Annotated in this window: 17 protein-coding genes and 1 pseudogene; 2 read left to right on the top strand and 16 right to left on the bottom strand. The window is 35.3% G+C overall.

The genetic code is table 11. From position 1 onward, the window contains the following. The 6 genes from QM481_RS00090 to lgt all read right to left on the bottom strand — a co-directional run bounded on the left by QM481_RS00090 (position 1) and on the right by lgt (position 10,417). Positions 1-3,405, bottom strand: a complete 3,405-nt coding sequence (locus QM481_RS00090; RefSeq protein WP_283380161.1) for a TonB-dependent receptor — start codon at positions 3,403-3,405, stop codon at positions 1-3. A gap of 283 nt (positions 3,406-3,688) precedes the next feature. Continuing rightward, complete coding sequence (locus tag QM481_RS00085; protein ID WP_283380160.1) at positions 3,689-4,780, bottom strand: FecR family protein; 1,092 nt, start codon at positions 4,778-4,780, stop codon at positions 3,689-3,691. Between the two features lie 86 nt (positions 4,781-4,866). After that, the gene (locus QM481_RS00080; RefSeq protein WP_283380159.1) at positions 4,867-5,460 is read right to left on the bottom strand and encodes an RNA polymerase sigma factor; all 594 of its coding nucleotides are present in this window, start codon (positions 5,458-5,460) and stop codon (positions 4,867-4,869) included. A gap of 721 nt (positions 5,461-6,181) precedes the next feature. Further along, on the bottom strand, positions 6,182-6,955 hold the full coding sequence (locus QM481_RS00075; RefSeq protein ID WP_283380158.1) for a ThuA domain-containing protein: 774 nt from the start codon (positions 6,953-6,955) through the stop codon (positions 6,182-6,184). A 143-nt stretch (positions 6,956-7,098) separates the two neighbouring features. Further along, positions 7,099-9,177, bottom strand: coding sequence for a S9 family peptidase (locus tag QM481_RS00070; protein WP_283380157.1), 2,079 nt, complete (start codon positions 9,175-9,177; stop codon positions 7,099-7,101). A gap of 403 nt (positions 9,178-9,580) precedes the next feature. Next, the gene (lgt, locus tag QM481_RS00065; protein WP_283380156.1) at positions 9,581-10,417 is read right to left on the bottom strand and encodes a prolipoprotein diacylglyceryl transferase; all 837 of its coding nucleotides are present in this window, start codon (positions 10,415-10,417) and stop codon (positions 9,581-9,583) included. A 254-nt stretch (positions 10,418-10,671) separates the two neighbouring features. Here lgt and QM481_RS00060 point away from each other — a divergent pair, with 254 nt between their 5' ends. Beyond that, positions 10,672-12,564 (top strand): peptidase U32 family protein, encoded by a 1,893-nt coding sequence (locus tag QM481_RS00060; RefSeq protein WP_283380155.1) that lies wholly within the window; start codon positions 10,672-10,674, stop codon positions 12,562-12,564. Positions 12,565-12,813: 249 nt separating this feature from the next. On the opposite strand, the gene QM481_RS00055 is transcribed toward QM481_RS00060, so the two are convergent. From QM481_RS00055 to QM481_RS00010, 10 genes are all read right to left on the bottom strand, one after another. After that, positions 12,814-13,023, bottom strand: coding sequence for a hypothetical protein (locus QM481_RS00055; RefSeq protein ID WP_283380154.1), 210 nt, complete (start codon positions 13,021-13,023; stop codon positions 12,814-12,816). A gap of 14 nt (positions 13,024-13,037) precedes the next feature. Then, entirely contained in the window at positions 13,038-13,691 is a 654-nt protein-coding gene (locus tag QM481_RS00050; RefSeq protein ID WP_283380153.1) for a hypothetical protein, read from the bottom strand. Between the two features lie 444 nt (positions 13,692-14,135). Next, positions 14,136-14,483 (bottom strand): hypothetical protein, encoded by a 348-nt coding sequence (locus QM481_RS00045; protein ID WP_283380152.1) that lies wholly within the window; start codon positions 14,481-14,483, stop codon positions 14,136-14,138. Positions 14,484-14,849: 366 nt separating this feature from the next. Beyond that, positions 14,850-15,569: a hypothetical protein gene (locus tag QM481_RS00040; RefSeq protein ID WP_283380151.1), complete on the bottom strand. Its 720-nt coding sequence runs from the start codon at positions 15,567-15,569 to the stop codon at positions 14,850-14,852. 865 nt (positions 15,570-16,434) lie between these two features. After that, positions 16,435-17,070 (bottom strand): hypothetical protein, encoded by a 636-nt coding sequence (locus QM481_RS00035; RefSeq protein WP_283380150.1) that lies wholly within the window; start codon positions 17,068-17,070, stop codon positions 16,435-16,437. Between the two features lie 145 nt (positions 17,071-17,215). After that, positions 17,216-18,112: a hypothetical protein gene (locus QM481_RS00030; protein ID WP_283380149.1), complete on the bottom strand. Its 897-nt coding sequence runs from the start codon at positions 18,110-18,112 to the stop codon at positions 17,216-17,218. 14 nt (positions 18,113-18,126) lie between these two features. Further along, a complete protein-coding gene (locus QM481_RS00025) occupies positions 18,127-18,348 on the bottom strand; it encodes a hypothetical protein (RefSeq protein ID WP_283380148.1) in 222 nt (73 codons plus the stop codon). Positions 18,349-18,899: 551 nt separating this feature from the next. Continuing rightward, a complete protein-coding gene (locus QM481_RS00020; protein ID WP_283380147.1) occupies positions 18,900-19,625 on the bottom strand; it encodes a DUF3667 domain-containing protein in 726 nt (241 codons plus the stop codon). A gap of 447 nt (positions 19,626-20,072) precedes the next feature. After that, positions 20,073-21,428 carry a serine hydrolase domain-containing protein gene (locus tag QM481_RS00015; protein ID WP_283380146.1) on the bottom strand — a complete coding sequence of 452 codons (1,356 nt, stop codon included), beginning with the start codon at positions 21,426-21,428 and terminating at the stop codon, positions 20,073-20,075. Positions 21,429-21,629: 201 nt separating this feature from the next. Next, positions 21,630-22,208 (bottom strand): porin family protein, encoded by a 579-nt coding sequence (locus QM481_RS00010; RefSeq protein ID WP_310589653.1) that lies wholly within the window; start codon positions 22,206-22,208, stop codon positions 21,630-21,632. A gap of 185 nt (positions 22,209-22,393) precedes the next feature. Between QM481_RS00010 and QM481_RS00005 the strand changes: the two are divergent. Then, positions 22,394-22,704: pseudogene (locus tag QM481_RS00005) on the top strand (transposase); the annotation flags it as partial.

Below are 22,704 nucleotides of genomic sequence, written 5' to 3'. Positions count from 1 at the left end.
TTAAAATTGAACATTGATTCCCCCTGTGAATGTGCGTGTAAGCGGATAGGTACTGTAATCAATTTTAAGGATGTCGTCGCCTACAGCATTGGTAGCTGGGTCTGTTCCTTTGTAGTTGGTAAAAGTTTTAAGGTTTTGACCAGTCACAAAAATGTTGACACTGCGAACGAATTTGTTTTTAGGAATAGGAACTTCATAGCTCAAACGAATCGCCTGAATACGCAAATAAGAGGCATCTTCTACGGTTTTTGAGTTGATGGTTCTTTGTCCTTGTGAGGTAGGGTTTACAAACGAAGGATACTCGTTGGTTGGGTTTGAAGGTGTCCAGCGATTGAGATATACATCTGCTAGTTTATTTCTTCTAAAACTTACTGGAAAATACGAATCCACCATCATTTGGTTAAGAATACTACTTCCTTGATTTCCTTCGATAAATACCTCAAATGAAAATCCTTTGTAAGTCATTTTGCTGGTTGCCCCATAAATAAAATCAGGAAAAGCCTTTCCAATAATTGTTCTGTCGGCATCATTGATGACTTTATCGCCATTCAAATCACGGTATTTTACATCACCTGCTTTTACTCCAGCCTGTGTTTTAGAAAAATCATCGGTAGTTTGCCAAACACCATCTACAATAAATCCATAATAAGAAGCCAATGGTTTGCCCACTTGGATAATCGCTGCGTTTGAAATAAATCCTGCGGCACCATAGATAATTTGTGGAGAAGAACCCAACGAAATAACCTCATTACTTAGCGTAGAGAAGTTGCCGTTCAAGTTCCATGTAAATCCACCAGTTTTGATTACGTCACCACCCAAAGTCAATTCAATACCCGTATTTCTCATACTTCCCACGTTTTCAGTTCTAGACCCAAAACCAGAACTTAGCGGTTGTGGAACACTCAGCAAAAGGTCTGAAGTAGTACGATTATAATATTCAATGGTTCCTTTGATTTTGTTTTTAAATAAGCCAAAATCAACTCCAATATCCATTTGCTTGGCAGATTCCCATTTTAGGTCTGGATTAGGGTTTCTTGAGGGTTGAATAGTGGTATTTCTGACACCGCCAAAAATGGCATCTCCACCTATACCAAAAGTAGGAAGAAACAAAAAGTTGCCGATAGATTGATTTCCTATTACCCCATAACTAGCTCTGAGTTTTAATTCAGAAAGGGCAGGAATATCTTTCATAAATGCTTCTTCGTGAGCTTTCCAAGCAAATGCTGCTGAAGGAAAAAATCCATAGCGGTTGTTAGTGCCAAATCTTGATGAACCATCTGCACGAATAGATGCTGTAATCAAATATTTATCATTGAAAGAATAATTAACACGCCCTAAGAAGGAAATCAGCTGCGTTTCGGCACGTCCGCTACCAATAGTATTCAAGGATTGAGTTCCGCTACCGATAGCATCATACTTAAGGTCGGGAAGGGTATATCCTTTTCCTGTACCCGAAAATGAATTAGAACCGAAATGTTCATTGGTTGCTCCAGCTACAGCGCTAATAAAATGCTTGGCGATTTGCTTGTTATAATTCATGGTAAACTCGCCCATATAATAGCTACGAGTACCCGTCAAAATACTAGCAATGCCATTGTTTTGAACACCATTGAGAGTCATTGGGTCAATCCAGACATTGCGCTGACTGGTATTAATATCACCGCCAATTTTTACTTTTGCCGATAGTGCAGGCATGAAGAAATACTCTGCAAACATAGTTCCGAAAGTGCGGTATGAGTCACTATTGGCGATTTGACCATTAATCAAAGCCACGGGGTGATCCATAGTCATGTAGATAGAACGATTATAGCTTCCATCTTCTTTGTATGGGGCGATTGTGGGGTCATAAAAAATAGCGGCATACAGCGCACTAGCATTTTCGTTGACACCAATACCAACAGAGTTATATAAATCTTTGATGTAAGAAGTATTGAGATTGATACCAAAAGTATATTTGTCTTTGATACGATTTTCAAGGTTAAATCTTGCCGAATAACGTGTCGACCCCGAGTTTTTTACAACACCTGCTTGGTCCATATAGCCCAAGGATACGTAGTATTTGGTGTTATTATTGCCTCCTTGAAACGATAAATCATAGTTTTGTACGGTAGCTTGTTGGAACAGCATACTCTGCCAATCAGTGTTTGTAACGCTTCCTGTTATACGTTCGTTGGCATTACCTCCACCTGCATCTATGATGCCATTGAGTACATCTCTGTACTGTTCGCCTGTTAGCATTTTAGGTGAATTAGCGACAGTTTGTACACCATAGCTACTACTATAATTGACACGCAAACCTCCTTCGTTTCCTTTTTTTGTAGTAATCAAAACTACCCCATTCGACCCACGAGCACCGTAAATAGCAGTAGCGGAGGCATCCTTCAAAATTTCAATAGACTCAATATCATTCGGATTTAGACTATTGAGAGGGTTTCTAGGATTGGGATTTGACACAAAGCTGTCACCAGTACCAGTAACAGGAGCACCGTCGTTGATCGGCATACCATCGATTACATACAAGGGGTCATTGCCCGCTGTAATAGAACTCGCCCCACGGATTTTTACACTCATGGCAGAGCCTGGTTCTCCACTTTTCTGATAGACTTGTACCCCAGCTGCACGACCGATTAGTGATTGCTGGAAGTTTTGATTAAGCCCCGCAGTTAATTCTTTTGATTTTAAGGAAACAACCGAACCTGTTAAATCACTTTTTTTGACTGAACCATATCCTACAACTACTACTTCGTTGAGTGTTTTTACATCAGTTTCCAATACCATATTAATGGTACTTCTACGCCCAACAGTGGTTTCTTGAGTTACAAAACCAATAGAACTAAAAACTAACACTGCTTTTTCGTCTGGTACCGAAATCGAGTAGTAGCCATTTTGGTCGGTATTGGTACCTTTGGTAGTTCCTTTTATCTGAATATTGACTCCCATAACTCCTTCACCTTTGTCATCCACGACTTTTCCTGTGATGGCAATAAGGGCGGGTGGTTCGAGCCGAAAGTCCGCATTTTTGTGATTAATGGACTTTAAATCAACACTTTTTCGATTGAGAATAATATAGTTGCCTGCCACTTCATAGCTGATGCCCATTGGAACAAAAAGACTTTCTAAAATTGTTGAAAGCTTTTCTTTGCGAAGATTTACAGAAACCTTTTTGTCTAGTTGTATCAAATTTTTGGTATAAGTAAAACGAATATCAGCGTTTTTCTCAATGCTTTTAAGCACAGATTTAAACTCTCGGTCTTCTAATTGAAGAGAGATTTCTTTTTCTAATACCGATTGAGCAATGCCATTGGCAAAAGACATACTCATAAAGACAATTGCCAGTATAATTTGCTGGATGGATAGGTACATAATTTTCTGAAAAATCTTAGAAATTTTCCGTTTTTTTTCCATAGTTTTGGACTGTTTTTGTTTGTATTGTTAGAAAATTAGACAAAACATTTTCACCCTTGTTGGAGCAATCAACATGGTGAGCTATTCGAAAGTCGGTTGATGCTGGTACCATCGCCGACTTTTTTGTTGGGTAAGAAGTAGTATTATTTTATATCATTTCAAATGGGATTAAATAGTTTCCCTTGCACAAAATGTCCAAGGTGTTGGGTTCGATTTTATATTCAAATGTTTCCAACAACACTGGTACTGTTGCTGGGGTATTAGTAAGCTTATTCTAAAACTTTTAATTACAACCACGACTTGTAACAACAATTTGTCCGTCAAATACTTCGTAGGTTGCACCTGTAGTTTTACAGATTACCTTGAGTTTGTCAAATAACGGCTCGTTGCCCAATGGAGCGGTCAGAAAACAGTTTTTCATCAACTCTTCATCATATACAATCGACACACCATAAGCTTTTTCGAGTCGGGCAAAAACCTCGGCGATGGGCGTATTGTCAAAATCAAAACTTACGACTGATTTTTTCGAAAGTAACTCTGGTTTTTCAACCAAGGTTTTACTTAAGACCTCTTCACTTTTCAAATACACCACTTGTTGATTGGGCTTGAGAATAACACCTTTGTTATTTTGTGCCACTATATTTTCGTTTTCTTGAAAATCTTTCTTCTTAAAAACAGATACTTTTCCAGTTTTTACCGCAACGACAATTTTTTGGTCTGTATCGCGTGCCTTTATCCTAAAACTTGTGCCTAATACTCGGGTCACCACATCGTTGGCATATACAATAAAAGGTTTATTTGGATTTTTTGTTACTTCAAAAAAAGCTTCTCCTTCCAAGTAAACTTCCCTCTTTTGTTCTTCAAAATGAGTCCTGTAAGTGATTTTGGAATCAGGGTCAAGGCTCACTGTAGAGCCATCTGCAAGTCTTACTATTAAGACTTCTTGGGTATCATTTTGCTGTTCAATCATCGGGTTATCACTAGCAAAATAGCGTAATGAATGCTGTAGCTTATCAGTATATTGAAAAAACACAGCGCCTAAACATAACAGAATGGCCACCGAAGCAGCTATTTTACTCAAACTCCAATGATGCCAGAAATTTTGACTTTCTAGCGTTTCTTCATTTTCGGTATGCTCATTGATTGTACTCCATAATCTCGATACAGTCGCTTCCGAAGGCACTTGATGTGCTGCACTGCGAATACCCAAAATGAGATTTCGTGCCAGTTCAATCTTGTGTGCTTGGTGCGGATGATTTTGTATATAATTCTCCCAAAAAAAGTTACTTTTCGGACTGGGGTGTAGTACCCAATTTTTAAAAGAATCGTTTGATGCAAAATCTTCTATATCAAAATGTTCATAGTCTGTAATCATGATTTATCTAATGCTTTTATATACCAATGCAGGGAATGCGATATTTTAGTCCATTTTTTTAAGAAAAAAAATAGAAAATTTTTCAACTAGCTGATTAACAGGTAGAAAAATGTAGGAATAATGATGTTTTCTTTTAAAAAACGAAGACCTGTGTAAATAAATTTACAAGCAGATTGATAGTTGACGCCCATAATTTGAGCTACTTCTTCATTACTAAAATCGTGATAATAGCGGAGGTTTATGGCTTCTTGTTGGCGTTTGGGGAGTTTTTGAAGAGAGGTTTGAAGCTGCGAAATTTGTAGTTGATAAACTTCTTCATCAATCATCAACGTTTCGTTAGATACATCAAATAGGTGAGAGGGCTCGACCGAAAAGTCGTTTAATACTTCGATTTCAACTTTGGCTTTATTGCGAAGAATTTTGTTGCGAAGCGCTCTGAATAAGTAAAATTTTACCGAATCAGTGGCAGAAAGATTTGCACGGCTATGCCAAAGTTCAATAAACAAATCCTGAATACTATCTTCCACCAAAGTGTTGTCAGAAGTTACCTTGTAACCATAACTCAAAAGTGGTGGTGCGTACAACTGGTAAATGCAGGCAAAGGCTTCTTTGTCCCCCTCTCGAAAGGAGTTCCACAAAGTGACTTCATCGTGTAAGGCAGTTGTTTGTTGCTTTACCATATTTTGGGCTAGTTAAGTATTAATGCAAAAGTAGAAGATATTTTACGGTATATTTCTATTGAAATATTTGTTTCAGCTAAATATTTCTTTGATAAGTTCATTTTTAAACGAAAGGATTTTGGATAAAATAGAGATTTATGAATGATTGAAATTCTCATTTTGGGTGTCCTTTACTTTTATCGCTCAAATGTATAATCAATTTTAAGTGTGTAAATATATAAAATCTATGGTTTTTATAGTTTATTGTTTTGCTAATTTTACTTTTTTGTTTATAAAAGAGAGTATTTTCCTGAAAAAATGCTCAATAAACAAGTAATGGGCAATAATTGAGGGAGTAAAAAAATGTTTTAACGACAAGTAAATAGGACGAAACTAATGTGATAATGTGTGGGAATAGAGCGGTGAAATGCGAAATGTAACTTGAAAGATAGCGGTAATAGAAGGGTTTCTAGTAAGAGAATAAAAGGTTTACGTATTAAAAGGTGGTAATCATCAGGAATAAAAGTTTTGTATTAAAATGATTTTGTCACATAGGAGTAAGTTCAGTGCAATCATTTGTACTAAAATACAGAAGACTATTTAGTGAATTGGGTTTGAGTGGTTGAGTGATTATTTCCTTTTAGCTTGAACCTTCTTTTAATATCTCCAAAATAGACGGTCTACAAGTAAATTTATATCGAAAATAATCACTAAAACACTCATTCGCTCAATTCAATTATATCTATTTAGTTTTTTTCGCTTTTACAGGTTTGCCGCTACCAGCCCAAAGTAATCCTCCCCAGATATGGTTCATTGGGATTTCGTCTGAGAAAGTTTCGTGCGTATGTCCCCAGTTAGTGTAGAAAGCACGACCGCCATCGTATAAATGATACCAAGCTATTGGGTGGAAATCGCCCATTGTACCTTCCTGATATGATTTCTCATCGACAGTCATTAGGACTTTAACGTCTTTGTTAAACTGTTTGAAGTTATAAAACTCATCTTTGCGTTCGAAGCTTGCAGGAAGTTTTTCGGTTGAGGGATGGTTGGCATCAGTAACGGTAAATTTACCCATTTGTACGTTAGAGACGTGTTTGCCAGGGTGACCGTCGAAGTATCCACCCATCATTTTACCATACCAAGCCCAATCATATTCTGTATCAGAGGCTGCGTGAATACCCACAAAACCGCCACCTGCTTGGATATAGTGTTCGAATGCTGTTTGTTGCTGTGCGTCCAATACATCTCCAGTGGTATTGTTGAATACCACAACTTTGTATTGTTTGAGGTTGTTTTCATTGAACAGACTTGCATTTTGCGTGGTATCTACCGAGAAACCATACTTTTTACCAAGCTCAAACATCGCAGAAATACCATACGGAATAGAACTATGGCGGAAGCCTGCTGTTTTTGAGAAAACCAAAATTTTCTTGCCTTTCAAAGGGGTTGCTACTTGTGCAGTCATATTAAAAATGACCCCAGCAACAAGCATCAATGCAAAACATACTTTTTTCATGTTTAAATCAATTGGGATAAGTTGAAAAATTGAGTGCCAAAATATAGATAAATCAGGGAAAATCTATCCTTTTTTCATCTAAAAAGCCTCTCCACTGAAAAGGAGAAGCTTTTTAGACTATACTCAAAATATGACTAGAAATCCTATTTCTTTTTCAAAAACTTATCAAAAAAGCTTGCGGTTGCTTTGTAGGCATTCAACCAATTTTGATACAAAAGGAAACTATGCACTTCGTCTGGAAAAATGAGTTGTTCCATATAAACATCATTTTTTCGCAAAGCTTCAGCAATAGTTACTGTTTCCGAAAAAGGAACATTGCGGTCATCATCGCCATGAATTAATAAAACAGGGGACTTCCAAGAATTAACATATGGCATTGGCGAAGATTGATAAGCCACTTTAGCCCACTCAGCTCTTTTGTTTGCATCATAATTCGGAATAAAGTTTTTCACGACGACATTCCAATCATGCACCCCGTGTATATCGACACCTGCTGCAAATAAGTCTGATGCTTTAGCTAATCCCAAAGCTGTCAGATAACCACCATAAGAGCCTCCCCATAGTCCAATCTTAGTGCCATCTATATCTTCAAGGGATTTTAGGAATAGACCTGCCCCAACAACATCATTATATTCTGAAGCGCCAGTCGCCCCATAGTTTTCGGCTTCTCTGAACTCCATGCCATAACCAATACCCGAACGATAGTTTACCGAAAGCACTACATATCCTTGGCTGACGAGATATTGATTCAAGGAATAGGCTTTGTGATAATATTCGCCATAATTAAAGCCTAACAACATTTGTCGTCTAGAACCACCATGAAAGAAAATAGCGGCTGGGTGTTTTTCACCTACTTTATGATTTTTTGGTAAAAACAATTGTGCAGGAATTTGCATACCATCGGTCGCCGTAATCATGACGGCTTGTGGTACGACCAATTGATTGCTAGGAAAATCATTAGGAATAAATTCGGGGGCAATATCTTTAATTTTTCCATCCGAAGTTACCACGCTTGGACGAGCAGGGACTTTGGCATCGGAGCGAAGAATTGCTAGCTGTCCATCTGAGGTTTGAACAGGCGACCACTCAATGCCTTGTCCAGTCGTAATTTGCTTGGGGTTTCCAGACGATGTAACTGACCAGATATGTCTGCGGTCAATATCTCCAATATTGGTGTTATAAATGACGGTCTTTTTATCATTTGCTAAAAAGGCATATTCCACTTCGCCTTTGTCTGGCGTAAGTAATTTGGCCGTTCCTCCCGAAGCACTCACACTGTAAAGATGATGCCAACCATCACCTTCGTAGGGAAAAATAATCATATTGTCCGAAGTCCAGAATAAATGATTCTCTGTCACAAGTCCACCAGCGAAGAAGTTACTACCCACACCTTTTTGAGCTTTCCAAATCTCTTTTGCTAGTCCAGTAGTTAAATCCACGACGCGAATAGACCAAGGAAGACTTGCTCTTTCTGGACCAAATATCAGTGCATCTTTGGTAAAAGGGACTCTGATAAAGGCAATAGATTTTCCGTCAGGCGACCAAGTTGGGTCAATATCGCCATCTACTCCAGGGTCGATGTACTTGATTTGTTGTGTGGCAATATCACAAACTCCAATAAAATTATGGTCTCCACGACTACTCACAAAAGCAATTTTGCTACCATCAGGAGACCATCGGATAGAGCCTTGCGAGCCACGAGAATGGAATAGTTTTTTAGGAGAAATGTTGGCACTATCCAGATTCAATGTCCAAATCTGCCCACCAGAGATATACGCAAGCGTACCGCCATTTGGTGAAATTTTGGGATAAGCTCCATTAACAATTTTCTTTAGGTTTTTGCCATCAAGGTCAATCTTGTAAATAGCTCTTTCTACAGTGCCTTGTAGCTCAGCAGGATTTGGGATTTCACCTGCGCTATTGTTGGCACCACCTCGAATAAACAGCAAAGACTTTCCATTCGGGAGAAATGTAATACTATTGATTTCTTGACCATTATCACCTTCGTAATTGGTAAGCTTTCGAGGTTTAAAATCAGGAGCTTCGGCAAGAAAAATGTTGCGTGAACCTGTTTGGTTAAAGACCCAAGCAATTTGATTTTTGACGGGAGATGCTTTTAATTCGGAAGGAAAAGCACTACTAAGTACTTGTTCTAGAGAAAATTGTGCAAAGATAGGACTGGCTAACAACAGCCCAAGACAGGTAAGTAAGACTTTCTTCATGAAATGAATAGATATTAGTTGATGACTATTCAAGATACGAAAAATGAGGAAGAATATCAACAAAGGAGGGGGGGATGGGGGCAACTGAAAATGATTTTGACTTATAACTTGAGCAGTAATCTATTAGCACAAAATTAACCTTGAAATTATTTAAACCTTGATTCCACTTAGTGGGTGAATTTATTCACCCGTTATGAGAAAGGTTAAACTGCTTTCTGATTAATCCAATCATAGAATATAGATATGCCTATTTATTAAACAGTTTTTTTAGAAACCAATCTTTCCATCAGCTCCTACGGAGCTTATACAAGAATACTAAACGATTTTGTGGTAATGAGTTATGCGATTACAGCAAGTAAATCGATTGTTGTATCGCAGATTTCGAGAGTTTCAGTCATGTCGATCAAATTACATTTTTATTGTTACCTTCACTCGACAATCGCCATATCAACAACCCCAAGCCCAATATCACAAATGGCAAACTTAAGAGTTGTCCCATGTTAAATGCCATTTGGTTTTCAAATGCAACCTGATTTTCTTTAAAAAACTCAATGAAAAATCTTGAAGAGAAAACTAAAATGAGGAAAACACCAAATATGACCCCTGACTTGTTCAGAATTTTAGTTTTTTGATAGATAATCCATAAAATCAAAAAGATTATTAGATATGCTATTGCCTCGTATAATTGAGTCGGATGGCGAGGAATGGTATCGTCTCTTAGGAAAACAAATCCCCATGTCCCATCTGTGGGAATACCATAAATTTCTGAATTCATTAAATTACCTAATCTAATAAAGGTGCCTGCTATTGGTGCAGCAATTGCTAGTCGATCCAGCACGGTCAATAGAGGTTTCTGGAACTTCATACAATAAATCACAATCGCTAACAACACACCAATTGTACCACCATGGCTCGCCAGCCCTTGAAAACCAATGTATTGATAACTACCATCAATTTTCTTAATTGGAAGTAAGATTTCTAAGGGGTGTTGGAAAAAATACTCAGGCTCATAGAAAAGACAATGCCCAAGTCTAGCGCCGATGACAGTTCCTAGCACAATATAAATCAGAAGGGTATCTAAATCGTGAACGGAACTTCCTTCTTTTTGATAAATTTTTTTCACTGTCAAAAACGCAACTGTTATTCCCAAAGCAAAAAGTAGCCCATAATATTTGATAGGAAAAGTAGCGCTTAGCATGAATATAACAGGGTCGATATTCCAAGGAATGATAGGAAACATAATGGGTGTGCTAGATGTAAATGGGTGTTAGATTTTAAATTACAACAACAAGATAGCTTAATTAAAACAGTTAATCAAGAGCGTAAGCTTGTTCTTGCATACGGCAACTTTTAGACACGAAAATCTTACTTGAGGTATTCTTACTAAAAAACCAAATACCACTCAGAGAATCAGCTATTATTCACTAATTTTGCAAATTGAAGTAAAATTACCGAATCTCACCCTTGTTATGGATTCGAAAATATAGGATTGAAATGAAAAGGAAAATTGAAATTCTTGCGCCTGCCAAAAACCTTTATCAAGGTATGGCTGCGGTCAACGCTGGTGCAGACGCAGTATATATGGGAGCGCACCAATTTGGCGCACGTTCAAACGCCACCAACTCGGTGGAGGACGTGGCAGAAATGGTGAAATACGCCCACTTGTTCAAAGCTAAAGTCTTTGTAGTAATCAACACCATTTTGTACGACAACGAGTTAGAAGCTTGTCGTAAATTGATTTATGAATTGTACGATATTGGCGTCGATGCTTTGATTATTCAAGACATGGCTATCATGGAAATGGACTTGCCACCTATCGTAATTCATGCGAGTACGCAGGCGAACAACCGTGATGCCAACCATGTGAAGTTTTTGGCGGATGCTGGTATGAAGCGTGTGGTATTGGCTCGTGAGCTCAATCTTGACCAAATCCAAGAGATTCATAAGGCTACCGATGTTGAATTAGAGTTTTTTGTATCGGGCGCACTTTGTGTTTCATTTAGTGGTAACTGTTACATGAGTGTTGCCAATGGCGAACGTAGTGCCAACCGTGGTTCTTGTGCTCAAAACTGCCGTTTGCCATACCGTTTGGAAGATGGAACAGGTAAAACGTTGATTGAAAATAGTCACTTGTTGTCTATCAAAGATTTGGATTTGAGTGATCAATTACCAAACCTGATTGAAGCAGGTATTTCTTCATTCAAAATTGAAGGTCGTTTGAAGGATATTGTTTATGTAAAAAATAATACCTCTTTCTTACGTAAAAAATTGGATTCTTTCTTAGAAGAAAATTCAGACAGATTCGAAAAAGCCTCTTCTGGTAGAACTTTCTATAACTTTGAACCAGAAATGGATAGAAGCTTCAACCGTGGATATACTGATTATTTCTTGAATAAAAGAAAAGAAAAAATTGGTTCATGGGAAAGTCCAAAATCGAAAGGTCAGTATATCGGTAAAGTGCTTGAAATTAAAGCAAACGGCTATATCATTGAGAATTACGAGAAGTTGAATAATGGAGATGGTTTGTATTTCCAAAATGAAGCTGGAGAAGCCGATGGAGCACAAATCAATATTATTTTTAACAATATTGTTATTCCAAATACTTTCAAACCATTGGCGATTGGTACTGAGATTTACAGAAACTCAGATGCTGAATTCAATAAAATGGTGGAGAAAGAAAACAGTGCTGTTCGTAAAATTGGCGTAAAATTGGAGTTTACCGAAACAGAAACGGGTTTCCAATTATTGGCGATCGACGAGGACGGTCACCAGTCTGTTGGTACTATCGAAGTAGCCAAAGAGCTAGCGAAGAGCCAAGATTCAGTTATTCCGAATATCAAGAAAAACTTAGCCAAAACGGGCAATACACCATTTATTGTTGACGAATTGGAAGTTGAGTTTTCTGAAAACTGGTTCTTGCCAATTTCAAAAGTAAACGAAATTAGAAGAGACGTGTTAGAGCGTTTGGTTGATATTCGTGTGAATGAATATCATAGAGAGGAGCATAAATTAGAAAAAACAACGCATCCTTATCCAGTTGAAAAACTAGATTTTATGTACAATGTTTCGAATAAAATGGCGAGAACATTTTATCAGAGACACGGCGTTACCGAAATCGAAAAAGCCTTCGAGTTGCAGTGGGACCCAGGCAAATCTCGTGTAATGACGACCAAATATTGCGTAAAATATGAATTAGGAAAATGTGCGAGATACCAACGTCAAACCATGGGCGAAAAAGTGGTAGAACCATTAACACTAAAACATGGCGAAGTAGAATACAAATTGAAGTTTAATTGCAAGCCATGCGAAATGGAAATTTGGGAAAAAGACGCCGAACTCGAATACGAAGATGAAGACGAACAATTAGGCTATATTGCCAAATGGTAGAGTGTCATTTGGTGATTTGTAGAGACGCAATGTTTTGCGTCTAAAGATGAGTCTTAAAGCATCAAAAAAGCTGTCGGAAATAATTTCCTGACAGCTTTTTTGATGAATATACAATTCTGAAATGTGGGTTTGCTTATATTTGAGGAAGTTGATTTTATCTACAGCTGACGTGTTTTTGAACCAATTTCTATACTTTCAAAATCTTCTTAAGTGGCATGGAAGATGCCAACTAGTAGCAAACCATACATATTATTGCTTTTTATTTTTTAAATTGAAATAGACAATTGTAAATGCGACACCTATGTAAGTATAGGGTATTTTGTAATTATCAAGAGTCTGAGAAAAAGTATAGCCTTTAAAGAGGTTAAAACCTGCCCCCATAAACCAGTCAATTAAAACAATTACTAAAAATGCTAAAATTGAATTTGTGTAGAGTTCTTTTTGTTTAAAAATGTTCATTTTCTGTTTTTAGATTAGTTTATTTCATTTATTATCCCTTCAGTTACCAAATTGTTTGATACTAAATAATCCTTTACTATTTTCAAAAATCTCTTTGCTTCCGTTAAATAGTCTTTATCAAATTGCTCAGAGCCAATTGTTTCTAGATTAACGTATGCTCTTCTTATAAATAGTGCAGCAGCTTTAAACTGCTTACTTACAAATAGTGTCCCAACCATAGAAACATAAGAGACGAATTGGTATTGAATATGATTTCTTTTCAAATAGTCGATTGGTAGCTTGTTATTCATACTTTGAAAGTGCGAAATTATTTCTATGTCCTTTAAGTATTTTTCTTTTTCAATTACAAAACAATTGTCTACTACTTCTCCATTCAAATTTGATTCGAGTTCGTAATATCCTATAGGTTCTAAATTATCAGTCCAGTTTTGGTTTTCAATATAAAGTCCAATTCTTGTTTTAATTACAGAATCACGGTGCTGTCTGTCGATGTGGTATTCGAATCTCTCGAAAATAGGTTTTATATCAACTTGTTGAAAACTACCCCAAAAGTCTCTATCATTAGTATGCTCCAAAAATATCTTATTTAGAGTTTCAAACGCATTCTTTTTTAAATCGAATGTTTTAGCTCTTTTTGATAGTAATATTTCAAGTTCTTGTTCGGTCATAAAATTGATGTTAACGAGTAGGACTTTTGCTAGTCAGGAATTAGAGTTTCGTTTGCTTAGAAGTACTGTGGATTAAAAAACTAAAATTGAATTTTACTACTAAAGTTGAGATTTATTCAACTTCCCCAAACCACAGTTAGGATTTGGAATGAGCCTATTTTAGAGTGTTCATCTCAACACATATAAAAGCCACTTTTGATAATGTCTGAACTTTTTCCCATTCTAAGGAATTCATCTATGTTGCCATTAAAATCGTGATAAATTCGAAGTATGTCTATGTTTATTAACGTCGTCATAAAATTAGAGGTAGCTTACAGTGATTGGCGATGATGGAGAATTGGATACTGTCAGCCAAAATCTTGTAAAAATGTTCAATAGTGTTATTAAAATTGAATTTTGGACGTCAAGCCCGACTATCGCCAAATAAGTTGATTGCAGTAGATTTTAGCTAATCACTTTTTTATAATTCTCAAGAATATCTATAAATTCTTTTAGTTTTAAATCAAATTTTCTTTTTGACATTTCTATTGCAGCAATAGTGTTTGTGTCGTCATTCCAATTTTGAGGAAATTTAGTCGATGCCTTAATTTCATAAATAATCCCTTGTCCTTTTTTTCTATTCCCGTCAAACATTGGGTCAATAATAAAGCACAAGTAGAAACAAATTGATGAGTTAAATCTATATTGAATCTTCCAATTCTCGTTATCCCACCACTCTTCGCTAAACCCTATTTCTACTATGTCCCAATTTTTGCTAAGTAATGCTTGTTCGATTTGATATTTGTATGACATCCTATTACAAAAAACTATTTAGTTCTTAATCTGCCATACGAATATGGTTTGACAAAACTGTTACTAAAAGAATATATTTTCACAATATAATCAAATTTTTAAAGCGTCTCTTCAATCAATACAGCTAACGACTCAAGGTTTTGATTTTATTAACTTATGTCACAATGTTATTGGTAAAACAAGACACACGTAATCCCCAACTAACAGAAAAAGCAGGTAAAAATCTACTTTCTCAAATATCTTTAAGTTGGATAATAACTCCACCAAAGAGACTAACTATATTGTCCACCCTTGTTAAATTCAACATCGCTTTCATATTTTGGTATTCAGTCTTCGTGGATACATAGTTATTGGGTGACATTTTTCTTAATATTTTGTCATGTCAAGTTCGTCAAAGTCTTTTATATTTGATAATTTTATAACATTTTTAATGTTTATTTTCTTCCACGTCTCCATGAATTTATCTTCGTACTCTTCATCACCATCAGCATCTTTATTTAGGTTATCTCTTCTTAATTTCTTTTTTGTCAAAAAATTAATGCTTATTTGATACTGAGCTACAGGACCTCGATTGGAATTCGCATCATAGCCAATTAGTTCAAAATCTCCATTTTTGTATTTAAATTTGTAGCTCCAGGAACCGTATCTACCATGTCCATAACTAGCAGTCAAATTTCCATTCTTGATTTCAATAGAAAGTTCTGGCGCAAAATAAACACCCCCATCTTCGTTCTCAGAAGAAAAGCAATCTTGATTTTTTAGAACTAATTCATAATGGTTATTTTTTTTGAATAAAATAATAATACCTCTTCGATTGCGGTCTAATTGTCCACTATATTTATCAGTTATAATCTTATTTTTATCTGTTCCTTTAATAATTAAGATACAGTCTTCAATACCATCTCTGTTTAAGTCACCTCTAATGGTTTCATACACAAAAAAACCTTTTGGTAAGAACTCTGTAGGGTTCTCCTTTTGCCTAGCTTGCCCGAAGACAGTTGATAGAAGTGATATAGATAAAAGTGTCAAAAATATTTTCATTCTCTCTATTTTGCTGTCAGTCTGTTTTTTAAAAATTGTAACCACAATATAATCAAATTTTAAAACGCCAATCCAATCAATTTGTCACGTAAGCGAAGGTTTTAATAATATTAACCAAAGTCAAAATTATTGATAAAAGGTATCTAAAGCCCTAAAAACAAAAAGCAGGAGAATACTCGATTCGTAAATATCATTCAATTTGAATGATAACTTCACCAAAAAACTAATTAAGCCGTTTTAAATTCTAGCTTATATATTGAGTTATGAGAGTTACAGTCTCACAATTTACTCTAATAACTCTATCACTTTCAAAAGAGAAAATTATATCATCGCTTTCATTCGGAAGTGTTCTATCCATTAAATCATAATCATTTTCTCGAAAATCGGAGTCGAAAAATGTTATCCCTGAAAGGCAAAAATCATCTTCTAATAATTCGGGATTAGCGTCAATTTGTTTGGGAAAAGTATAGTTTGAAAGGACAAAACAAAGATTTTGATATGTTGATGTATAGCCCAATCACGATTAGATTTTCTAAAATACAGAGATATTTGATGGGCTGAAATTTCTGTTTGGCCATATATAAACTCATAGTTATTGTGCAAATCAAGTTCAATGCCATTAAACTCTATTTCTATGAATGAAATGATTTTGAAATTTGTTTTCATCGTCTGTCCTCCACCCATTAAGTGGGTATAATATGTTCATATTAAGTATTTTATAACTGAAAATAGATTTTTCATAATGGCTTTAAATGGGGGCAATACCTATATTTTTTCAAAAATTGAGTATAGCTATAGTTAGTGATATTAGTGGTTTGTGCTATTATTTGTTGATGATTTTTAGGATGTTGACAATGTTTTGGCTTGGTGTAATCCACTGAAAAGGCATTTTATATAGGTGTTGGTTTATTTAGTTCATTTTTAAATTAAAATCAGTTTCTCCTGCTTTTTTTGCCATTTCAAACAATTCTGCCTCATCCCAAAATTTAATTGTATTCATTATTATTATTTCAATTTCTGTCAAAAAATCGATAGCATCAAGATTTAAAGATCCAACGTAGTTAAAAAATAATTTTTGATTAGGTGGATAAGCTAAATCAATCTCTGTGTCAAATACACTTTGATTGGAATTACAGTCAATATAGGAGTTTATTGATGACTCTATCAATGACTTATAAATTAGAAAAATTCTTGCCTTTTCATTTTCTATTAAATCTTTGCTGAAAATAAAGGGTTCCCATTGTATTGCCTTGGTAATTACTTTTTCATCTAAATGTCCGCTGATTTTATTCCTTAAATGGTTTATAAACTCCAGTCTCTTTTTTAAACTTTTAGCCTTCTTGATAAGTTCTTCTTCATTTTTTATTATGAATGCAAAATGGCGAAAAGAATCTCTTAGAATATCAAGAGAAACAAAACAGTGTTTGAGTATTCTTAGTTTTTTACTAAAATCTTCTTCATCATTCAAATCTTGATGGAAAATAGAAATATCATCCTTTAAGAGGATTACTCTTACGTATGTTTCTTTATAATTGAAATTTACCATATTTCATTTTTTACATATTAGCGATGGGGACATTTGTAGAGCCTCGGTCTGCAAGATTCCCCAATCAAAATACAAAGATTTATTTTACAGCTGTTTATCCACTATTACCAATACAAGATAGTAGTAGCTGTCTTTTGTTAAGTTATCATATTTCGCATAGGAGAGTTACAGGATACTTTTGTTCTCCAAATACTTTCAGATGGTTGTCAAGATCGCTAAAAATACTTTCGAATCCGTCAAATGAAGATTCATAACCATAGCCTCCATCTTTTTTAAAACTTTTCTTTATTTTAAGTTGCCCAACGACTTCAAACTTATCTTTAAATGAAACCATATCTGTGTGTGTTACTAGATGATAAGAAAGCCCAAAAAAGAAGTTGTCTTGTTGGGTATAACGCCAAATTTCATCAACATGAGGCTGATACGACAAAGTGGTCTGAGAGTCATAGCCTGAACCAATTTTACGTCCTGCAATGAAACAGTCTTTTAAGTTGTCAATCGTCGGTTTTCTTTTGCCTTGATATGTTGTCGTAGCAAGGTCATAAGTACATTGTCCGCGTTGTTGAGTCACTTTAGCACAAATTACAGCATAATAATTTTGATCGGACAGTTGAAAAGTTAAAACATCATCAGGATAGAAATGAAAATTCTTGATTTGCCTATATTTTTTTCTTTTTCTAACTTTCAAATTTGGTTGGGATATCTTTTTTAGGAGTTTTTCAAGCTCTTTCTGTCGCTTATTACCCATGGCTTCATCACATTCTTCTGTCCATAATTTAACTCCTGCTTTTTGTTCAAGAACTTTTTTGACTTCACTTAGAATCTCATTTGTAAGTTCCCCGATTTCCCAAAAAGCTAAAGCGTATGTTGTTACAAATATTTCGTGGTAAAAGTCTGTGTCAGACCCGTAGTCTTCTTTCACAAATGGGACTTCTTTTCTTATTATTTCAATGCTTATATCACTGTCATACAAGTCCATAATTTGGTAATAAGTGTCTCTGGCTAAATCTCCGTCAATTATTTTTACTCCATCTGTTGCCATTTTGTAGTGTGTTTTTATGTAGGATTGCTGGTAAAGGGTAGGATATTGCCAATGGTAGGGACTGTCAGCACAAAAGTTAAACTTTGCAAAAATCTCCGATCGAAGTCTTTCAGAATTACTTTTGATAATAGGTTGTTAGCTGAGGTTTTCTCATAATTCATTAGTTCTTCTAAGTTATTGAATACATATCTACCATTTTTTTGAAGTCCGAACGCTCCTAACTGGAGTTTCTTCAAACACAATTCGTTCTATAATGAGAATTTCATCAGTGAGCGGAGTATTTACCTCTCCGTTGTTCACCTCAATAGCAGAACAAACTAAAAGATTTTCGTTGGTTTTAAATTCAATTTCTTATGGTGCAAATTATTCTCTCCGAGGTGATTTTACCAAAATTTTCAAAGTTATTCAAAAGACTTTTGCCCTATTCGTTAGGTTGTTCACTAAAGTCAAGGTCGTCTTTGTCCAACAAAAGACTGGCAAGTTTTAAATAGCCTCTCATATTTGTTAGTTTTTTCTGTTATACGAGGTTCTGTCTAAGGTGTTTATACTGCAATATAACCAAATTTTGTTACGTCTTTCCAACCGAGACAGTGTATGAGTTACTAACTTGATTTTATTAACGAAGGTCAATTTTATGAAGAAGGTAATTCAAAGTTTTTGGAATAAGACATTACAAAAAGTACTAAAAGCAAAAAAGCAGGACTTTGCCTGCTTTTTCATAAATCTTTAGTTCGAAGTGAAACTTCTTAAAAGAATCAATCACCCCATCACCATTCATTAAATGATTTTAGTGCTTCTTTAATAAATCGATAACAGTTCCGAGCAGCACTGGGAATATCCAAAATGTGATCATGCCTAAAAAATAAGCCGCTAAAACGGTTAGATAGTTTAAGATTTTTTTCTGGTCATAAAATTGTCCAATTGCCCAAACGGCATACAGGATGCCAACAACACCTGCCACTGGCATTACAGCAAGGTGTGTAACTCCCTCAATAATTACAAAAATTGAAAAAATCAACATGCCTATTCCCATCACAAAGCATAGCATGATGAGAATTTCGTAAAAATTATAATCATATTTTCTGAAAAACAATTTTAACCACAAAGCAATAAAAACGCCCATCATGATATTAGAATAGCCATAGTGGTCTTGCACCCATTTAACTATATTCCCAACAGCGCTATGGACTTCTCCTTCGGCTTCGTGATACTTAACATAACCGTCTTCAACATGAAAGAAGTGGGTTAAAACGGTATAAATCAATGAGGTTATGATGATGAATATGATAGGTTTTACCAGTCGACTTCTATTTTCTGAAAGATACTTACGAATATTTTGCCCTGGATTTAGAGTTAGCTCACGAATTGTATATAGAATTCCACGTTCAAAATGCAAAATATGCTCGATTTCATGCATAATATACTTGCCATCAATTCGCTTTAGAGTGGTTGGTTGTCCGCATTCTGGACAAAATTTAGAGGTTATTTCGGTGTTACAATTTTTGCAGTTCATGTAAATGGTCGAATATTTTTAGGGTTTTTAGAAATTTCCACAAATGTAGAGGTGTTGGCAAATGGGTGGAAATTGTATTTGTCAGCAAAATATAACACAAAAGGTAAATAGTAGTACTATATCGTTAGCTGTAATAATGCCAATCTTCATGACTCTAATATACGGAAATATAAAATATTGGAAAACTCAAAGTTTGACTTATCTCAATGCCTTTAAGGGAGTATTTTAAAATAAGAAAGGACTTCCAACTCCTCCCAACAGGTATTATCAAGTCGATCTTGATGGGTTCATTTAAGTGATTGCCGTTTTAAAAGGAACTGGATTTTGTTTTATAATCTAAAAAAGAAACCTCCTTTAAATCGCTTTAAAAGAGGTTGAGGATGATAATTTTAAAGATTTTATTAAATAAATTGAACAACAATGACCGATGTTAGCGGTATGTGCTTTTTACGGAATATTTTTTTTAATTAATTCCTTCACTCCACCTTTGGTGATAATTATCGAACTATAGGAGCCTAATTTATCCTGAATAAATTCGATAGTCCTATCGTTATTGTCGGCTCTAAAGAATTTTGTTTTGGATTCAGGGATGAGTTCTATTTCTACACTATTGTAGTATAGTTTACCGTCAATTTTTAATATTTCAATGTTATCTCCATACTTACCGACATATTTTTCAGTTATGGAGGTGTCAATTTGAACTTGAAAATGCTTGTACGGCAGTTCTACGTCTTTCTTAAAAACAATGGCTGATAGACCATAAGCAATAATGTGGGATAATGATTGATTATTAGACAGAACGGTGATAAATATTTTATCATCAGTATATCTGTTTAGAGAAGTCATTGCCCCGAAAAAACCACCATCATGGGCTACTAGCTGATGTCCATGGTTATAAAATGGGTTAATCATAAATCCATACCCCCAATTTTGATCGTTATAGGACGTAAACATAAGTTTTTTCATATCTGCTGATAAAATGGCTGTTCCGTAAAGGGCTTTGTCCCATAATGCTAGATCTTCAACGGTAGAATATATGCCATCATGCCCAATGTTAAATTCCCAATTGATATAAGGATTGTTCAAATATTTATCCTCTGACTTTATGTAATTTCTTGCTTTCTTTTTAATTAGTTCATCATTAGTAATTACACCAGAGTTGTACATGCCACATTTGTCAAAAATGTTTGTTTTTAAATAGTCGGCATAGCTTTTATTTGATACCTTTTCGATAATACGAGCCAGTAAATAGTACCCAATATTACTATAAGCGGTATTTGTGCCAGGAGGAAATAGAAGCGTTTTTTTCTCAATATACTTTAATGCATCATGCTGGTTAAGAATATCTTTTTGTATCACATGACTTTTCACTTCCTCTTGCTTTATCGCAACCTTGTTTAAATACAATTCGTCATAATCCATTTGTAAGCCCGACATGTGGCAAAGTAGCAAATGAATTGAAATACTATCACCTTTGGGAAAGTCAGGAAAAAATCTACTTAGCTTATCATTTAGGGATATTTGTTTTTTGTCAACTAACTGTAAAATTGCAGTAGCTGTAAATTGCTTGCTTACAGAGGCCAAACTGTACTTTGTGTCAACTGTATTACTGATGTTCCACTCGTAATCTGCTAATCCATAGGCCTTTTTAAGCAAAACAGTGTTATTCTTTGTCACTAATACCGTTCCGCTAAAATTGTTAATATCAACTTGTGCCTGCATATATGTGGCAAGGTTAATGGCTGTATTTTTTTGAGCAAAAACTAGTGTCTGAAATAGTAAAAAGATTAGAGTGAGTCTCATCGGATTTTGTTTAATTATTTTATCTAGTTTAAAGGAAGTTGTGAGTTAATAGTATATCAGTTATTGGATTTTACTTATAATCAAAAGGATACTATCAAAGTGTATTAAGGACATATTGTTACTTTAATCCTAACCGTGTTGTTTATAGGTATAGCAATATTCGTCTTCTAAGTTGTCTACAGCAACTTAGAAGACGAATCCTTATTTCTTCGGCATCTGCTTGATATTGTAGGTTAGTGTTACCATAAAATATCTTGGCAAAAGATTTCCTCTGTTGTAAGTTAGTGTATTTTGTGAGGCAATCAGACGAACGATATTGCCATTTTGATTTAGAATATCATACGCACTCAATTTGATGGTGGCTCTTTGATCTTTCATGAAATTGTAATTAATCGCCGCATTCCATCGTACTGTGGTTTTGTTAGTGCCTGTCAAATTGCTATTATACAGGTATATCAGGTTGTTTTCAAGAATAAGATTCTTTGTCCAGCGAATGACTAAACCTGTGCTAAAATTATGCAAATTGGCTTGGAGATTAGTAAAGTTCGGACTTGTGTATCGTGTAAAGTTAAAATCTGGAGAGTAAGAGTTATTCCATTCGATTTTATCCTTGATATTGATATTCAACCCAAACCAGTTCGATAGTTGATTGGTAGTTTGCCAGCTAGTATCAGCATTAAAAATCATTTTACTTCTATTGATACTGTAATATCCACCTGCCGAAAGTGTCAATTTATTCTTTTCTCCAATCTTAAAATCTTTGTTGATATTGAGGTTCACGCTGAGGTTTCTAGAGCCATCGGCATTGGTAGGAGAGGAGGTTTGAATACCTTGTTTATCTATCGCAATATTCTGAATGATATCGTTGTCTCTTTGCTGGAAGGACGAATACTGTAAGCTTCCCCAAAAATAGTACGGATTAAAAGTTTAAAAAGTGTGATATTTTTTAACTTTAGGTAAGTATTATGAAAAGCAGCAAATTTAGTCCAACCGAAATTGCTAAGATTCTTAAGGAATTTGAATCAGGCAAGTCTTTAGACACCATTATTCGCGAATATGGAGTCAGCAAGGTAACATTTTATAAATGGCGTCAGCGTTATGGCGGCATGGAAGCTAGCGAACTCAAGAAGGTTAAACAACTTGAAGAAGAGAACGCTAAACTCAAGCGCATGTATGCTGAATTAGCCTTGGAGCTGGATATGGCAAAATATGTCATAGAAAAAAAGCTCTAAAGCCTTGTGTCAAGCGAGCACTTGTGCGAGAGTTGAAAGAACTC

Origin of the sequence: Flectobacillus rivi, assembly GCF_030056655.1 — a bacterium.
Classification (GTDB): Bacteria; Bacteroidota; Bacteroidia; order Cytophagales; family Spirosomataceae; genus Flectobacillus; species Flectobacillus rivi.
Note: the sequence above shows the minus strand (reverse complement) of the source record. Positions and strands in the feature narration are given on the sequence as shown.

Bases quoted from the DNA above. Each gene is read 5' to 3' on its own strand.
- QM481_RS00015 (WP_283380146.1), bottom strand. From the start codon at position 21,428: ATGAGACTCACTCTAATCTTTTTACTATTTCAGACACTAGTTTTTGCT.
- QM481_RS00050 (WP_283380153.1), bottom strand. From the start codon at position 13,691: ATGACCGAACAAGAACTTGAAATATTACTATCAAAAAGAGCTAAAACA.
- QM481_RS00030 (WP_283380149.1), bottom strand. From the start codon at position 18,112: ATGGCAACAGATGGAGTAAAAATAATTGACGGAGATTTAGCCAGAGAC.
- QM481_RS00080 (WP_283380159.1), bottom strand. From the start codon at position 5,460: ATGGTAAAGCAACAAACAACTGCCTTACACGATGAAGTCACTTTGTGG.
- QM481_RS00035 (WP_283380150.1), bottom strand. From the start codon at position 17,070: ATGGTAAATTTCAATTATAAAGAAACATACGTAAGAGTAATCCTCTTA.
- QM481_RS00075 (WP_283380158.1), bottom strand. From the start codon at position 6,955: ATGAAAAAAGTATGTTTTGCATTGATGCTTGTTGCTGGGGTCATTTTT.
- lgt (WP_283380156.1), bottom strand. From the start codon at position 10,417: ATGTTTCCTATCATTCCTTGGAATATCGACCCTGTTATATTCATGCTA.
- QM481_RS00055 (WP_283380154.1), bottom strand. From the start codon at position 13,023: ATGAACATTTTTAAACAAAAAGAACTCTACACAAATTCAATTTTAGCA.
- QM481_RS00060 (WP_283380155.1), top strand. From the start codon at position 10,672: ATGAAAAGGAAAATTGAAATTCTTGCGCCTGCCAAAAACCTTTATCAA.
- QM481_RS00020 (WP_283380147.1), bottom strand. From the start codon at position 19,625: ATGAACTGCAAAAATTGTAACACCGAAATAACCTCTAAATTTTGTCCA.
- QM481_RS00070 (WP_283380157.1), bottom strand. From the start codon at position 9,177: ATGAAGAAAGTCTTACTTACCTGTCTTGGGCTGTTGTTAGCCAGTCCT.
- QM481_RS00045 (WP_283380152.1), bottom strand. From the start codon at position 14,483: ATGTCATACAAATATCAAATCGAACAAGCATTACTTAGCAAAAATTGG.
- QM481_RS00090 (WP_283380161.1), bottom strand. From the start codon at position 3,405: ATGGAAAAAAAACGGAAAATTTCTAAGATTTTTCAGAAAATTATGTAC.
- QM481_RS00085 (WP_283380160.1), bottom strand. From the start codon at position 4,780: ATGATTACAGACTATGAACATTTTGATATAGAAGATTTTGCATCAAAC.